This is a genomic window from Sphingomonas sp. Tas61C01 (assembly GCF_052567495.1).
In genome coordinates this window covers 1,608,239-1,622,989 of sequence record NZ_CP199583.1, presented here as the reverse complement: position 1 = coordinate 1,622,989, position 14,751 = coordinate 1,608,239, and the positions used below count along the sequence as shown (strand labels likewise).

Here is a 14,751-nt window from a genome sequence, read left to right as displayed (position 1 = left end):
CGATCACCCCCCAACACCCTTCACCTTCCACCCTCAACCCCCTAACAGCGCCCGATGGTAGCCTCCGCCACCAGCCAGCCGCTCGGCGGCACCGCACCCGCGACCGCGGGCGAGGAGATGCGCGCGCTCGTCGCGCTGGCGACGCCGCTGGTGGTGGCGAACCTGCTGCACATGGCGATCTACGCGACCGACGTGATCTTCGTCGCGCGGCTCGGCACCACCGAGCTCGCCGCGGCGACGCTCGGCGTCTATCTCTATTCGGTGATCATGTGGGCGCTGATCGGGCTGACCGGCGCCTGCGCGCCGGTGATCGCGGCCGAGCTCGGGCGGCGGCGACATGCGGTGCGGCAGGTGCGGCGTTCGTTTCGGATGGCGATGTGGCTGTCGGTGGTCGCCAGCCTACCCTTCATCGTCCTCCTGCTGAACGGCGAGCGGCTGATGCTGCTGGCGGATCAGGACCCGGTGGTCGCCGCGCGGGCAGGGGCGTTCCTCGATATCCTGGTGCTCGCGATGATCCCCGCCACCGCCTCCGGCGTAATGCGGGTCACCGCCTCCGCGCTCGGCCGGCCGGGCTGGGCGACCGCGATCACCGCGGTGGCGCTCGGCATCAACCTGCTCGGCAACTGGCTGCTGGTGTTCGGGCATGCGGGCTTTCCCGCGCTCGGGCTCGAAGGCTCGGCGATCGCCAACGTCGTCACCAATCTCGCGATGCTCGCCGCCTATGCCGCGGTGCTGATGCTCGACCGGCGGATGCGCCGCTACCGGCTGTTCGGCAAATGGTGGCGGACCGAATGGTCGCGGATGCGCGAGATCGCGCGGCTCGGCATTCCGATCGCGCTGACCATGACGTTCGAAGGCGCGCTGTTCAGCAGCGCCGGCTTCCTGATGGGGCTGATCGGCGTGACCGAGGTCGGCGCCCACGCGATCGCGCTGCAGATCGCGGCGATCGCGTTCCAGGTGCCGTTCGGGGTCGCGCAGGCGGCGACGATCCGGGTCGGCATGGCATACGGCGCGCGCGATCGCGTCTGGATCGCGCGCGCCGGCTGGGTCGCGCTGGCGGGCGGGGTCGGCTTCATGGCGGTGACCGCGTCGCTGCTCGTGCTGTTCCCGCGCGCGTTCATCTCGATCTATGTCGATCCCGATGCACCGGAAAATGCTCGGCTGGTCGTGCTGGCGCTGCAATATCTGGTGATCGCCGCGTTCTTCCAGCTGTTCGACGGCGCGCAGGCGGTCGCGGCGGGGGTATTGCGCGGGTTGCAGGACACGCGCATGCCGATGATCATCGCCGCGTTCGGCTATTGGGTGATCGGGTTCGGCATCGCGATCCTGCTGGGCTTTGGGCTGCATTGGCAGGGGTTGGGGATCTGGATCGGCCTCGCCGCCGGGCTGGCCGCGGTATCGGTGCTGCTGTTGTGGCGCTGGACCCGCCGCGACTCGCTCGGTCTCATCCCCGCGCTCGGCTGACCGTCAAAATCGACGCCAGGCCATTGACGCTGCCCTCGGCGCTGCACATATGCGCCGTGTTGGCACTCGACTCGTTCGAGTGCCAGAAATCTGTCACAAACACAGTAAAGGGACATGGCAACCATGAACTTTCGTCCGTTGCACGACCGCGTCCTCGTCCGCCGCGTAGAGGCTGAAGAGAAGACCGCCGGCGGAATCATCATCCCCGACACCGCCAAGGAAAAGCCGCAGGAAGGCGAAGTCGTCGCCGCCGGCACCGGCGCGCGTTCGGAAAGCGGCGAGGTCCACCCGCTCGAGGTGAAGGCCGGCGACAAGATCCTGTTCGGCAAATGGTCGGGCACCGAGGTGAAGGTCGACGGCGAAGAGCTGTTGATCATGAAGGAATCCGACATCCTCGGGATCGTCGGCTGATTTCGGAGGAGGCAGCCCGGTTGGGCTGACCCACCTTCAACTTATTCAACATTCGCAAATGTGAAAGGGTAGCCACCATGGCAGCCAAAGACGTGAAGTTCAGCCGCGACGCCCGTGAGCGCATCCTGCGCGGCGTCGACATCCTTGCCGACGCGGTGAAGGTGACCCTGGGGCCGAAGGGCCGCAATGTCGTCATCGACAAGAGCTTCGGCGCACCGCGCATCACCAAGGACGGCGTCACCGTCGCCAAGGAGATCGAGCTGAAGGACAAGTTCGAGAACATGGGCGCGCAGATGCTGCGCGAAGTGGCCTCGAAGACCAACGACATCGCCGGCGACGGCACCACCACCGCGACCGTGCTGGCCCAGGCCATCGTCCGCGAGGGGATGAAGTCGGTCGCAGCGGGCATGAACCCGATGGACCTGAAGCGCGGCATCGATCTCGCCGTGATCAAGGTGGTCGAGGACATCAAGTCGCGCTCGCGTCCGGTATCGGGCACCCGTGAAGTCGCCCAGGTCGGCATCATCTCGGCCAATGGCGACACCGTCGTCGGCGAGAAGATCGCCGAGGCGATGGAGAAGGTCGGCAAGGAAGGCGTGATCACCGTCGAGGAAGCGAAGGGTCTCGAATTCGAGCTCGACGTCGTCGAGGGCATGCAGTTCGACCGCGGCTATCTGTCGCCCTACTTCATCACCAACCCGGAGAAGATGACGGTCGAACTGAACGATCCGTACATCCTGATCCACGAGAAGAAGCTGAGCAACCTGCAGGCGATGCTCCCGATTCTGGAAGCGGTCGTCCAGTCGGGTCGTCCGCTGCTGATCATCGCCGAGGACATCGAGGGTGAGGCCCTGGCCACGCTCGTCGTCAACAAGCTGCGCGGCGGCCTGAAGGTCGCAGCGGTCAAGGCACCGGGCTTCGGCGATCGTCGCAAGGCGATGCTCGAGGACATCGCGATCCTGACCAAGGGCGAGATGATCTCGGAAGATCTCGGCATCAAGCTGGAGACCGTCACGCTCGGCATGCTCGGCACCGCCAAGCGCGTCCAGATCGACAAGGACAACACCACCATCGTCGATGGTGCTGGCGACCATGACGCGATCAAGGGCCGGACCGAGGCGATCCGTCAGCAGATCGAGAATACGTCGAGCGACTACGATCGCGAGAAGCTCCAGGAGCGCCTCGCCAAGCTCGCCGGCGGCGTCGCCGTGATCAAGGTCGGTGGATCGACCGAGGTCGAGGTGAAGGAGCGCAAGGACCGCGTCGACGACGCGCTGCACGCGACCCGCGCAGCCGTCGAAGAGGGCATCGTCCCCGGTGGCGGCACCGCGTTGCTCTACGCGACCAAGTGCCTCGAGGGCCTGAAGGGCGCGAACGACGATCAGACCCGCGGCATCGATATCATCCGCAAGGCGCTCTATGCGCCGGTCCGCCAGATCGCGCAGAACGCCGGTCATGACGGTGCGGTGATTTCGGGCAAGCTGCTCGAGAGCAACGATCCCGACGTCGGCTTCAACGCGCAGACCGACGTGTACGAGAACCTCGTCACCGCCGGTGTGATCGACCCGACCAAGGTCGTCCGCACCGCGCTCCAGGACGCGGCCTCGGTCGCCGGCCTGCTCATCACGACCGAAGCGGCCGTGAGCGAGATGCCGGAAGACAAGCCCGCGATGCCGATGGGCGGCGGCGGCGGCATGGGCGGCATGGGCGGCATGGACTTCTGATCCAGCCGACCTGACGTCACTGCCGAACAGCGGGCCGGGAGAGCGATCTCCCGGCCCGTTTTCGTCGCTCGCGATTGCTCTCGCCCACTTCCGTTCGTCCCCACCCGCCCCGTTCGTCCTGAGTAGGAATCGAGTAGCCCGCAGGGCGTACCGAGAGCCCGTATCGAAGGATGAGTTGGCGCACCGAACCGTGGCCGCGATCCGCTTGATGTAAGATCGCGGTGTTCTAAGCTACGCGGCAACAGCCATTCACGATCCAGGAGCGTCCATGTCCCTTGCCCGCCACACCCTCGCGTTGACGACCTTGGCCCTGCTCGCGGCGTGCGATCGGACTCCGACCGACAACACCGCCGAGCCTGCCAACAGCTCCGCGACCATCGTCCGCGCGCTGCCGGCCTTCGCGGTCGACAGCAAGACTGCGCTGGCGCAGATCGCGACCTACGGCCCGCCCTGGTCCGCCGCCACGCCCGGCGAGCCGATGGAGGATCCCGCCACCGGCGGCCGCGCTACCGTGATGACCGGCCCGGACGGCAGCGCACAGGTGTTCAGCCGCGTCGAGGGCACCGTCTGGCAGGTCCGGCTCGTCACCGGCACGCCCGGCAGCTGCGGCTCCTCCGCCCCGCTGATCGCGGCCTTTCCCAAGGTCGTCGAGATGCTCGCGCCCGGCACCGTGATCACGCCGGCGATGAAGCTGGAGATCGGCAACGGCATGACCGATCTGAAGCCGACCATCCGCGAATTGCCCGGCATGCGCATCACCGTCGTCGGTGGCTGCAGCCACTGGCTGACCGTCGCAGTGCCGGAGAAGGCAGGAGCCGCTAGCCCTTCATCGCCGAAATCAGCTTCTTGATGTCCTGGCTGCGGCCCCGCGGCATGATCAGCACGTCGTTGCCGCTGGCGACGACGATCAGGTCGGACACCCCGACCAGCGAGATCTTGATGCCGTCGGTCCGCACCAGGCAGTCGCTGGTGTCGATCGCCAGCACTTCGCCGCGGTGCGCGTTGCCGTCGCCGTCGAGGTCGCTGATCGAATGCAGCGCGTCCCAGCTGCCGACGTCGTTCCACCCCATCGATACCGGCGCGACCGCGACCCGGTCGGCCTTTTCCATCACCGCATAGTCGATCGAATCGTCGGGGGAGGCGGCGAAGGCCTGGGCGTCCGGATAGACCCGGTGGCCCTCGTGCCGCGCCTTCGCCATCGCCGCCTCGGTCGCCGCGACGATGCCGGGAGCGAACCGCGTCAGTGCGGCGAGGTACGCGTCGGCCCGGAACAGGAAGATGCCGCCGTTCCAGGCATGATCGCCCGACGCCAGCATCGCCTGCGCCTTGTCGAGCGGCGGCTTCTCCACGAAGCGCTCCACCCGGTTCACGCCATTGCCGATCGCCTCGCCGATCTTGATCCAGCCATAGCCGATCTCGGGGGCATCGGGGCTGATTCCGAAGGTGACCAGCCAGCCGTCGTCCACGAACGGCAACGCCGCGGCGATCGTTGCATGGAACGCATCGACGTCGCCGATCACATGGTCCGACGGCATCACCAGCAGCGCATCCTCGCCGCCGCCGGCCGCGATCGCCGCCAGCGCGATCGCCGGCGCGGTGTTCCGCCCTGCGGGCTCGAGGATCAGCGCCTGCGGCTCGGCACCCACCGCGCCGAGCTGTTCGTCGACCATGTCGGCGTGCCGCGCATTGGCGACCACGATCGGCGCCGCATAGCTTTCGCCCACCGCCCGGCGTGCGGTCAGCTGCAGCATCGTCTGGTCCGCGGTCAGCGACAGCATCTGCTTGGGCCGTTCGGGCCGCGACATCGGCCATAGCCGGGTCCCCGATCCGCCAGAAAGGATGACCGGGACGATCTTGGTATTGCGCATGCTGCCTCCGCTTGGAGACCGCCCTAGCCGACCAGCCGGCCCGGCGAAACGGACGAATTTGAGTGGCATGCGCACGTTCAGCGTTTCTTCGGCATTTCCTGCGAAATGCTCCGTCGGGTTCCTTTACAACCCGTTGATGGAGCGCACCCACGGCATGATCCGGCTGTTCAAGCATTACGTACCGCACGCGGTGTTGCTGCTGGGTCTGGTCGACGGCGTGCTGTTGATGGCCGCGGCGGAGATCGGCTGGGTGTTCCGCGCCGGCCAGATCGGCATGGTGGTCGAGCCGATCTACACCCGCATTCCGCAGCTGCTGTCGTTCGCGGCATCGTTGCAGATCGCGCTGGTCGCGGTCGGCGCCTACGGCGTCGGATCGTTCCTGTCGCTGCGCTTCGCCGCGGCGCGACTGGTGGTGGCGATCTCGCTCGGCGTGATCCTGCTGTCGCTGATCTTCTTTTTCGTGCCGTCGCTGACCTTCTGGCGATCGAACCTGTTCTATTCGATGCTGATCGCGACGGTGTTCCTCGTGGTGATCCGCGCTCTGCTCGGCCGGGTGCTCGGCGGGGAGACGTTCAAGCGGCGGGTGCTCGTCCTCGGTGCCGGATCGAGGGCGGAGCGGATCCGCGAGCTGTCGCAGCAGCCCGGCATCAATTTCGTCGCCGCCGGCTTCGTCGCGATGTCGGACGGGGCTCCGGTCGTCGCCGGCGCGATCCGGCGCGACGCCATCCCCAACCTCGCCGCGCACATCGTCGACATCGGCGCGACCGAAGTCGTGCTGGCGCTGGAGGAACGTCGCAACGCGCTGCCGCTCGCCGATCTGCTGCGGGTGAAGACCACCGGGGTCACGGTCAGCGAGATCTCCACCTTCCTCGAACGCCAGACCGGCCGCATCGATCTCAACAGCGTCAATCCGTCCTGGCTGATCTTCTCCGACGGTTTCTCGTCGGGAATGATGCTGTCGACGATCTTCAAGCGCGCGTTCGACATCGTCGCCAGCCTGTCGCTACTGGTACTGACGCTGCCGCTGATCGTCGCCACCGCGATCGCGATCAGACTCGAGTCGAAAGGCCCTGCCTTCTACCGGCAGCGTCGCGTCGGGCTCTATAATGAGAGCTTCGACATTCTGAAGCTCCGGTCGATGCGGCAGGATGCGGAGGTCGCGGGCAAGGCGGTCTGGGCGGAGCGCGACGATCCGCGGATCACGCGGATCGGGCGGTTCATCAGAAAGGTGCGGATCGATGAATTGCCGCAGACCTGGACGGTGCTGAAGGGCCAGATGAGCTTCGTCGGCCCGCGTCCCGAACGGCCGCAGTTCGTCGACGAGCTCGAACAGCATCTGCCCTATTATGCCGAACGCCACATGGTGAAGCCCGGCATCACCGGCTGGGCGCAAATCAATTATCCTTATGGCGCGTCGATCGACGATGCGCGCAACAAGCTCGAATACGACCTTTATTACGCCAAGAACTATTCGCCGTTCCTCGACCTGCTGATCCTGTTGCAGACGCTCAGGGTCGTGTTGTGGCCGGCCGGCGCGCGGTGATCGCGCCGCTGACCGTCTGGGGCCATGCGCTCGCCGCGCTGCTGTTCGGGCTGCTCGCGCTCGGCCAGTGGCGCAATCCCGATCGGGGCTGGCCGCAGAAGACTTTCGTGCTCGCGCTCACCGCCTCGGCGCTGTGGGCGCTGGCGGTCGCGGGGATCGATCCGCACGACGTCGCCGCGCGGGTCGCCGCCAGCATCCGCAACATCGCCTGGCTGGCGTTCATGCTCGCGCTGGTGCGCCGGGCCGATCAACCGGCGCGGGTCGGCGAGGCGTCGGTGCTCGCGGTCTATGCCATGGCGATCCTGCTCGCGGTCGGGGCCGCGGGAATCGCGGTGGTGGAGACCCGCCCGTTCGACGCCAAGACGCTGGCGGCGTTGACCGAGACGCGGCTGGGCCTGCGGATGATGGGCGCGGTCGCCGCGCTGCTGCTCGTCCGTCACCTTCACGGCATCGCCGGCCCGGCCGCGCGGGGCTGGATCCGCCCGACCGTCGCGGCGCTTGCGACGATGTGGACCCTCGACGCCGCGGTGTTCGCCGCGGGCTATGCGAGCGGCGTCTGGCTGGCGCCGCTGATCGTGATGCGCGGGTTCGGCATGGCGGGTGCCGCCTTGGTGTTCGCGCTGGCGGCGCATCGTGGCGGCGACTGGTCGCTCAGCATGTCGCGCACCGTCGCGATGCGATCGCTGTCGGTCATCGGGCTGGCGCTCTACGCGGTATTGACCCTGCTGCTGATCGGTCTCGCCGATCGGCTCGGCGGGCCCAATGGCCGCATCCTCCAGGCTGCCGCGGTGTTCGGCACCACCGCCGCGCTGCTGACGCTGGTCTCGACGCCCTGGCTGCGCGCCTGGACCAAGGTGAAGGTCGCCAAGCATTTCTTCCGGCATCGCTACGACTATCGCGCCGAGTGGCAGCGTTTCACCGAGACGCTGGGCACGCCGGGGGAGGGCGCCGCGCCGCTGGCGGAGCGGATCGTTAAGGCGGTCGCGGACCTGACCGACTCACCATCGGGACTGCTCCTCGTGGCGGCCGGCGGTACGCTGGAGGCGGGCGCCGCATGGAAGTGGAACGATCGTCCGCCCGCCGACAGCGACGACCGCTTGGCGCGGCACCTGGCGGTCACCGCACGGATCGTCGAGCTCGATGCGGTGCGTGCCGCGCCCGACGGCGAGGAGGCCGCGATCGTGCCCGGCTGGATCCGCGAGCGCCGCGACGCCTGGGCGATTGTGCCGCTGCTGCACGGCACCAGCCTGGTCGGCGCGATCCTGCTTGCGCGGCCGCCGGTCGACCGCGCGCTGGATTGGGAGGACCTGGACCTGCTGCGCGTTGCCGGGCGGCAGGCGGCGAGCTACCTCGCCGAGGATCGTGCCCACGCCAAGCTTGCCGACGCGGCGCGGTTCGACGAATTCAATCGCCGCTTCGCCTTCATCCTCCACGACATCAAGAACCTTGTCAGCGGCCTGACGTTGGTCGCACGCAACGCGGAAAAGCATGCCGACAACCCGGCATTCCGTACCGACATGGTCGCCACCTTGCAGGACTCGGCGACCCGGATGAACGCGCTCCTCGCGCGGCTGTCGCAGCATCACCAGCCGCTGGCCGAAGCGGCCCAGCCGGTAGACGTCGCCGCGCTGGCGTTGCGCGTCGCGGTCGCGCGGCAGGCGCAGCAGGCGGTCGAGGTGCGCGGGTCGGGGGTTGCGTGCGCGCAGCCGGGACGGCTCGAACAGGTGCTCGGCCACCTTATCCAGAATGCGGTGGAGGCAAGCGCGAGCGACGCGATCGTGAGCGTCGAGATCGTGCAGACCCCAAGCAGCGTCGCGGTCGAGATCGTCGATCGCGGCTGCGGGATGAGCCCGGCCTTCGTCCGCGACCAGCTGTTCCGCCCCTTCGCCTCGTCGAAGCCGGGCGGCTTCGGCATCGGCGCCTACGAGGCGCGCCAACTGATCGAGGCGATGGGCGCATCGATCGCGGTCGACAGCCGCGAAGGCGAGGGCACCCGTTTCCGCCTGCTGCTGCCCGCCGCCCCGGCCCTGGAGAGTGCCGCATGACCGTCAAACCCGTCCTGCTGATCGTCGAGGACGACACCGCGCTGCAACGCCAGCTGCGCTGGGCCTATGAAGGCTATGAGATCGTCACCGCCGCGACCCGGATCGAGGCGATCGAGGCGATCCGCGCGCACGAACCCGCGGTGGTGACGCTCGATCTCGGCCTGCCGCCCGATCCCGACGGCGTCACCGAAGGTTTCGCGACGCTTGCCGAGATCCTCAGCCTCAAGCCCGACACCAAGGTGATCGTCGCATCGGGGCACGGCGCGCGCGAGTCGGCATTGAAGGCGATCGCGGACGGCGCGTGGGACTTCTACGCCAAGCCGATCGACATCGATGCGCTCGGGCTGATCGTGGCGCGCGCCTTCCACGTCCATGCGCTGGAGGCCGAGAACCGCCGCTTGGCCGCCCGCGCGAGCGAGCACGGCCTCACCGGGCTGATTTCCGGCTCCGCCGAGATGGCGAAGGTGGTGCGGACGATCGAACGCGTCGCGCCCGCCGACGTGTCGGTGATGCTGCTCGGCGCGAGCGGCACCGGCAAGGAAATCCTGGCGCGTGGTCTCCACGATCTGTCGCGGCGGTCGCGCGGCGCGTTCGTCGCGATCAACTGCGCCGCGATCCCCGACACGCTGCTCGAAAGCGAGCTGTTCGGGCACGAGAAAGGCGCCTTCACCGGTGCGGTCAAGACGACGCCGGGCAAGATCGAACAGGCGCAGGGCGGCACGCTGTTCCTCGACGAGATCGGCGACGTGCCGCTGCCGCTCCAGGTCAAGCTGCTACGTTTCCTGCAGGAACGCGTGATCGAGCGGATCGGCGGGCGTGCCGCGATCCCCGTCGACACGCGGATCGTCTGCGCGACGCATCAGGATATCGACGCGATGGTCGCCGAAGGGCGATTCCGCGAGGATCTCTACTACCGGCTGGCGGAGATCGTCGTGCCGATCCCCTCGCTGGCCGAACGCCCCGGCGACGCCGGGCTGCTCGCCCGGCATTTCGTCACCCGATATGCCAAGGCGATGAATGTCGCGGTGACCGGTCTCGCGCCCGATGCCCGCGCGGCGATCGACGCCTGGGCATGGCCGGGCAACGTCCGCGAGCTGGAGAACCGGATCAAGCGCGCGGTGATCATGGCCGACGGCAAGCTGATCTGCGCCGCCGATCTCGATCTGGAGGGCAAGGCCACCGAGCCGGTGCCGCTCAACCTGCGCCACGTTCGCGAACTTGCCGACCGCCGCGCGATCCGCCAGGCGCTGTCGCGCGCCGACGGCAACATCTCGAGCGCGTCGCGATTGCTCGGGATCAGCCGGCCGACGCTGTACGACCTGCTGAAAAGCTACGATCTCCATGCCTAATGACGGGCCCGCCCGCGCTCGCTAGGGCGGCGCAATGGATCCTCTGGAGCGTATCGCCGCCGCCCTTGAGCGGCTGTCGCCGCCACGCCCGGCACCGCCGGCGCTGGATGCGCATCCGGCCTATGTCTGGCGCGACGACGCGCTGCGCGTCGCCGACCGGTTCGCACCGCTGCCGCTCGATCTGCTGATCGGGGTCGACCGGCAGAAGGCGGTGTTGGTCGAGAACCTCGCGCGGCTGGCACGCGGCGCGGCGGCGCAGGACGTGCTGCTGTGGGGCGCACGCGGCACCGGCAAGTCGGCGCTGGTCAAGAGCGCGGTCGCCGCGGTGCAGGCCGACAGCGACGCACTCGCGCTGATCGAGGTCGCGACGATCGACAGCCTGCCGCGGCTGTTCGCGATGCTGGAGCCGATACGGCGATCCTTTGCGCTGTTCATCGACGATCTGGGCTTCGACATGCCCGCCGATGCCCGCACGCTCCGTTCGCTGCTGGAAGGCGGGGCGGAGGCACGGCCGAGCAATGCGCGGCTGCTGGTGACCGCTAACCGCCGTCACCTCGTGCCGCGCGACATCGCCGAGCAGCAAAGCGCGATCAATCCGCGCGATGCGGTCGACGATCACCTCGCGCTCGCCGACCGCTTCGGGATCAGCCTCGGCTTCCATGCACTCGACCAGGATGGGTATCTGGCGATCGTCGCAGCGTATGCGCAGCGGCATGGCTTGAGCTTCGAGCCGGCGGCAGCGACCGAATGGGCGACGAGGCGGGGGAGCCGGTCTGGGCGGATTGCGTGGCAATTCGTCGTCGATCTGGCCGGACGCGCCGGGCGGTCGTTGGACGGGTAGGGGACGGTGCCGACCGATCTCCACGTGCTCTCGCGAACGCAGGAGGGCCACCAGAGCCATCACCCGGTCACTCTGGGTCTGGGTTCGCAGGAACACGACTGGTTCGAGCGTTGCTGCCGGCAGCGTTGTAGACCGAGTTACGCTGAGCCGTTTATGAGCCACCCACCTATCCCGAGGACCATCCGCCAATGACCGGAACCTTCATCGCGGGCGATTGGGGCACCACCCGGCTCCGGCTCGCGCTTTGCCGGAACGGCGAGGTAATCGCGCGTTCGGAGGGGCCGGGCGTCGCGCAAACGTCGGATCCCGCGAGTGCCTTCGCGACCGCCATCGCCGAATGGACCCACCATCGAACCACGCCCGCCGTGCTGTGCGGCATGGTCGGCTCGACGCTCGGGTGGGTGGAGACGCCCTATCTCGATTGTCCGGTGGACGTCGATCGGCTCGCGGCTGGGCTGGTGCGGTTCGATCATGACGGGCGATCGGTCGCGATCGCGCCGGGGCTAGCTTGTGAGAATATGCTCGGCGCGCCCGACGTGATGCGGGGCGAGGAGACCCAGATCCTCGGCGCGGTCGCGCTGTCGCGCGATCGCGACGTCGGGCGGCATCTGTTTTGCCTGCCCGGCACGCACAACAAATGGGCGCTGGTCGAGGACGGACGGGTCGTCCGCTTCCACACCACGGTAACGGGCGAGCTGTTCGCGACCCTGCGCGACCACAGCGTGCTCGGCCGCGACACCGCAGGGCTGACACCCGCCGTCGACGACGCGTTCGCGCTGGGCGTCGACCGCGCGTTCGATCCGCGGCGCCCGGCGCTCGGGCATCTGCTGTTCGAGGCACGCAGCCGGCGGCTTCGCGAGCGGATGACCGCGGGCGACGCGCTGTCGTTCCTGTCGGGCGTGACGATCGGCGCGGACGTCGCTGGGATGCTCGATCTGTTGCCCGCGCCGGGGCCGGTGATCGTTGTTGGTGCGCCCGCGCTCGGCAAGGGCTATGCGGCGGCGTTGGCGCACGCGGGGGTCGATGCGGTATCGGTCGACGGCGACGCCGCGGCGCTCGCTGGGCTCGGAGCGCTCGTCGCAGCCGCCGGCTTGTTGGGAGAATGACGTGATCGATCTCGAAACCCTGCTTGCCGATCTGCCGCTGGTCGCGATCCTGCGCGGGGTGACGCCAGACGAGGTGGTTGCGATCGCGGAGGCGTTGATCGATGCCGGGATCCGGCTGATCGAGGTGCCGCTCAATTCCCCAGACCCATTCGACAGCATCGCACGGCTGGCGAAGGCCTGCGCAAGTCGGGCGCTGGTCGGCGCGGGCACGGTGCTGTCGCCCGCGGCGGTCGACCAGGTCGCGGCGGCGGGTGGCACGCTGATCGTGACCCCAAACACCGATCCCGCGGTGATCGCGCATGCGGTCGGGCGCGGGATGGTGGTGCTGCCCGGCTTCGCGACCGCGACCGAGGCGTTCCAGGCGGTCGCCGCGGGCGCGCGCCATCTGAAGCTGTTCCCTGCCGCCACCTACGGACCCGATCACATCAAGGCATTGTCCGCAGTCCTGCCTGCGGGGACCAAGCTGCTCGCGGTCGGCGGGGTCGGCGCACCGGATCTGGCGCGCTGGCGGGCGGCGGGCGCGGCGGGCTTCGGGATCGGCGGCGAGCTGTACAAGCCAGGCTTCACCGCGGAGGAAGTCGGCCGGCGCGCGCGCGAGATCGTCGCCGCCTACCGCGCAGGCTGATCGTTACCGCGGCGTCGGCGGGTACATCGTCGCGAGATCGTCCAGCGCAGCACGTTCGGTGTCGATATGATCGCGCAGCCGCTTGATCAGGTTGAGCGTCGACAGCCTATATTCTGGCCAGCGATCATGCCCCGACACCCGAGTCCAGTGATCGACGAATTGCCGATATTCCTCGCCGGCGGCGATGCACGCCACCTTCATCATCCGGGCACGATCCGCGCGCGCGGCATCGCCGCTGACGATCGCGGGGTCGAAGATGCCTTCGTGCTTCAGCTGCTGATACGACGCCAGCGCCTCGCCCAGTTCCCCCCGTGCAGTCGCCATCGCGGCCTCGTCATACCCGTCGAACGACGTTTCGATCAGCGACTTGGTGAGGCTGATGCCCGCCAGCGCGTGCGCCTGATGATCGTGACAGCGGGCGAAAAGGTCGGTGGTGGACATTCCTCAGGGTTATTAGATTTGGATTAAGTACCCGATAACGCGTCCCGACATTCCCTTTCCACCGCGTCGCGGGTAACGCGGGCGTACACCGGCGCCAGACGTCGGACAGAGTGTTTTGGAGAACAGGATGTCGCCCGACTTCGATTTCGCGCTCGGCGAGACCGCCGATATGATCCGCGAGACGACGCACCGCTACTCCCGCGAGCGTATCGCGCCGCTTGCCGCCCGGATCGACGCCGACGACTGGTTTCCGCGCGAGCTGTGGCCGGAGATGGGCGCGCTCGGGCTGCACGGGATCACGGTGCCGGAGGAGTATGGTGGGCTCGGGCTCGGCTATCTCGACCATGTCGTCGCGATCGAGGAGGTCAGCCGCGCGTCCGCCTCGATCGGGCTGAGCTACGGCGCGCATTCCAACCTGTGCGTCAACCAGATCGCGCGCTGGGCAAGCGCGGAGCAGAAGGCCAAATACCTGCCCAAGCTGGTGTCGGGCGAGCATGTCGGCAGCCTCGCGATGTCAGAGGCGGGCGCGGGCTCCGACGTGGTATCGATGAAGCTGCGCGCCGATCGGTCGGGCGACGGCTATGTGCTCAACGGCACCAAGTTCTGGATCACCAACGCCGCCTATGCCGACACGCTGGTGGTCTATGCCAAGACCGGCGAGGGCAGCCGCGGCATCACCGCCTTCCTGATCGAAAAGGACATGCCCGGCTTCTCGATCGGGCAGAAGATCGACAAGATGGGCATGCGCGGCAGCCCCACCGCGGAGCTGGTGTTCGACGACTGCCACGTGTCGGAAGCCCAGGTGATGGGGCCGCTGAACGGCGGGGTCGGGGTGCTGATGAGCGGGCTCGATTACGAGCGCGCGGTGCTCGCGGGCATCCAGCTCGGGATCATGCAGGCGTGCCTCGACGTGGTGCTGCCCTACATCCGCGAACGCAACCAGTTCGGGCAGCCGATCGGCGGCTTCCAGCTGATGCAGGCCAAGGTCGCCGACATGTACGTCGCGCTGAATTCGGCGCGCGCCTATGTCTATGCGGTGGCGCGTAGCTGCGACGCGGGGAAGACCACGCGATTCGACGCGGCAGGCGCGATCCTGCTGGCCAGCGAGAGCGCGGTGAAGGTGTCGCTGGAGGCGATCCAGGCGCTTGGCGGCGCTGGCTATACCAAGGACTGGCCGGTCGAACGCTTCATGCGCGACGCCAAGCTGCTCGATATCGGCGCTGGCACCAACGAGATCCGGCGAATGCTGATCGGGCGCGAGCTGATCGGCGCGGCGCCCAAGGTGGCGCAATGAGCGGCGGTCTGATCCTCCCCGGCACGGGGAGGGGGACCGT

General features: G+C 68.2%; 13 protein-coding genes. 11 read left to right on the top strand and 2 right to left on the bottom strand.

Features of this window, described 5'->3' with window-relative positions:
• The first annotated feature begins 54 nt into the window (after positions 1-54).
• The 4 genes from ACT009_RS07665 (at position 55) to ACT009_RS07650 (ending at position 4,449) form a co-directional block, all read left to right on the top strand.
• Entirely contained in the window at positions 55-1,464 is a 1,410-nt protein-coding gene (locus ACT009_RS07665) for an MATE family efflux transporter (protein WP_445193742.1), read from the top strand.
• Between the two features lie 123 nt (positions 1,465-1,587).
• Positions 1,588-1,875: a co-chaperone GroES gene (gene groES, locus ACT009_RS07660; protein WP_331043065.1), complete on the top strand. Its 288-nt coding sequence runs from the start codon at positions 1,588-1,590 to the stop codon at positions 1,873-1,875.
• Positions 1,876-1,952: 77 nt separating this feature from the next.
• Positions 1,953-3,599 (top strand): chaperonin GroEL, encoded by a 1,647-nt coding sequence (gene groL / locus ACT009_RS07655; RefSeq protein WP_445193741.1) that lies wholly within the window; start codon positions 1,953-1,955, stop codon positions 3,597-3,599.
• A gap of 268 nt (positions 3,600-3,867) precedes the next feature.
• Entirely contained in the window at positions 3,868-4,449 is a 582-nt protein-coding gene (locus ACT009_RS07650) for a hypothetical protein (RefSeq protein ID WP_445193740.1), read from the top strand.
• On the opposite strand, the gene ACT009_RS07645 is transcribed toward ACT009_RS07650, so the two are convergent.
• A complete protein-coding gene (locus ACT009_RS07645) occupies positions 4,418-5,467 on the bottom strand; it encodes a mannose-1-phosphate guanylyltransferase/mannose-6-phosphate isomerase (RefSeq protein WP_445193739.1) in 1,050 nt (349 codons plus the stop codon). The genes ACT009_RS07650 and ACT009_RS07645 overlap by 32 nt on opposite strands.
• 154 nt (positions 5,468-5,621) lie before the next feature.
• Between ACT009_RS07645 and ACT009_RS07640 the strand changes: the two genes are divergently transcribed.
• The 6 genes from ACT009_RS07640 (at position 5,622) to ACT009_RS07615 (ending at position 12,976) form a co-directional block, all read left to right on the top strand.
• On the top strand, positions 5,622-7,010 hold the full coding sequence (locus ACT009_RS07640) for a TIGR03013 family XrtA/PEP-CTERM system glycosyltransferase (RefSeq protein ID WP_445194041.1): 1,389 nt from the start codon (positions 5,622-5,624) through the stop codon (positions 7,008-7,010).
• Positions 6,989-9,055 carry an XrtA/PEP-CTERM system histidine kinase PrsK gene (gene prsK, locus ACT009_RS07635; protein ID WP_445193738.1) on the top strand — a complete coding sequence of 689 codons (2,067 nt, stop codon included), beginning with the start codon at positions 6,989-6,991 and terminating at the stop codon, positions 9,053-9,055. Before ACT009_RS07640 ends, prsK begins: the two co-directional genes overlap by 22 nt.
• On the top strand, positions 9,052-10,404 hold the full coding sequence (gene prsR / locus ACT009_RS07630) for a PEP-CTERM-box response regulator transcription factor (protein ID WP_445193737.1): 1,353 nt from the start codon (positions 9,052-9,054) through the stop codon (positions 10,402-10,404). The genes prsK and prsR overlap by 4 nt, the downstream gene beginning before the upstream one ends.
• A gap of 34 nt (positions 10,405-10,438) precedes the next feature.
• Entirely contained in the window at positions 10,439-11,245 is an 807-nt protein-coding gene (locus ACT009_RS07625) for a DUF815 domain-containing protein (RefSeq protein ID WP_445193736.1), read from the top strand.
• A 188-nt stretch (positions 11,246-11,433) separates the two neighbouring features.
• Positions 11,434-12,351, top strand: a complete 918-nt coding sequence (locus ACT009_RS07620) for a 2-dehydro-3-deoxygalactonokinase (RefSeq protein WP_445193735.1) — start codon at positions 11,434-11,436, stop codon at positions 12,349-12,351.
• Position 12,352: 1 nt separating this feature from the next.
• On the top strand, positions 12,353-12,976 hold the full coding sequence (locus tag ACT009_RS07615; RefSeq protein ID WP_445193734.1) for a 2-dehydro-3-deoxy-6-phosphogalactonate aldolase: 624 nt from the start codon (positions 12,353-12,355) through the stop codon (positions 12,974-12,976).
• A gap of 3 nt (positions 12,977-12,979) precedes the next feature.
• Here ACT009_RS07615 and ACT009_RS07610 read toward each other — a convergent pair whose 3' ends face one another.
• On the bottom strand, positions 12,980-13,417 hold the full coding sequence (locus ACT009_RS07610) for a hypothetical protein (RefSeq protein ID WP_445193733.1): 438 nt from the start codon (positions 13,415-13,417) through the stop codon (positions 12,980-12,982).
• 127 nt (positions 13,418-13,544) lie between these two features.
• On the opposite strand from ACT009_RS07610, the gene ACT009_RS07605 reads away from it, so the two are divergent.
• Entirely contained in the window at positions 13,545-14,711 is a 1,167-nt protein-coding gene (locus tag ACT009_RS07605; protein WP_445193732.1) for an isovaleryl-CoA dehydrogenase, read from the top strand.
• The last annotated feature ends 40 nt before the right edge of the window (positions 14,712-14,751 follow it).

Excerpts from the sequence above, each read along its gene's own strand:
- ACT009_RS07665 (WP_445193742.1), top strand. The coding sequence starts at position 55 with ATGGTAGCCTCCGCCACCAGCCAGCCGCTCGGCGGCACCGCACCCGCG.
- groES (WP_331043065.1), top strand. The coding sequence starts at position 1,588 with ATGAACTTTCGTCCGTTGCACGACCGCGTCCTCGTCCGCCGCGTAGAG.
- groL (WP_445193741.1), top strand. The coding sequence starts at position 1,953 with ATGGCAGCCAAAGACGTGAAGTTCAGCCGCGACGCCCGTGAGCGCATC.
- ACT009_RS07650 (WP_445193740.1), top strand. The coding sequence starts at position 3,868 with ATGTCCCTTGCCCGCCACACCCTCGCGTTGACGACCTTGGCCCTGCTC.
- ACT009_RS07645 (WP_445193739.1), bottom strand. The coding sequence starts at position 5,467 with ATGCGCAATACCAAGATCGTCCCGGTCATCCTTTCTGGCGGATCGGGG.
- ACT009_RS07640 (WP_445194041.1), top strand. The coding sequence starts at position 5,622 with ATGATCCGGCTGTTCAAGCATTACGTACCGCACGCGGTGTTGCTGCTG.
- prsR (WP_445193737.1), top strand. The coding sequence starts at position 9,052 with ATGACCGTCAAACCCGTCCTGCTGATCGTCGAGGACGACACCGCGCTG.
- ACT009_RS07625 (WP_445193736.1), top strand. The coding sequence starts at position 10,439 with ATGGATCCTCTGGAGCGTATCGCCGCCGCCCTTGAGCGGCTGTCGCCG.
- ACT009_RS07620 (WP_445193735.1), top strand. The coding sequence starts at position 11,434 with ATGACCGGAACCTTCATCGCGGGCGATTGGGGCACCACCCGGCTCCGG.
- ACT009_RS07610 (WP_445193733.1), bottom strand. The coding sequence starts at position 13,417 with ATGTCCACCACCGACCTTTTCGCCCGCTGTCACGATCATCAGGCGCAC.
- ACT009_RS07605 (WP_445193732.1), top strand. The coding sequence starts at position 13,545 with ATGTCGCCCGACTTCGATTTCGCGCTCGGCGAGACCGCCGATATGATC.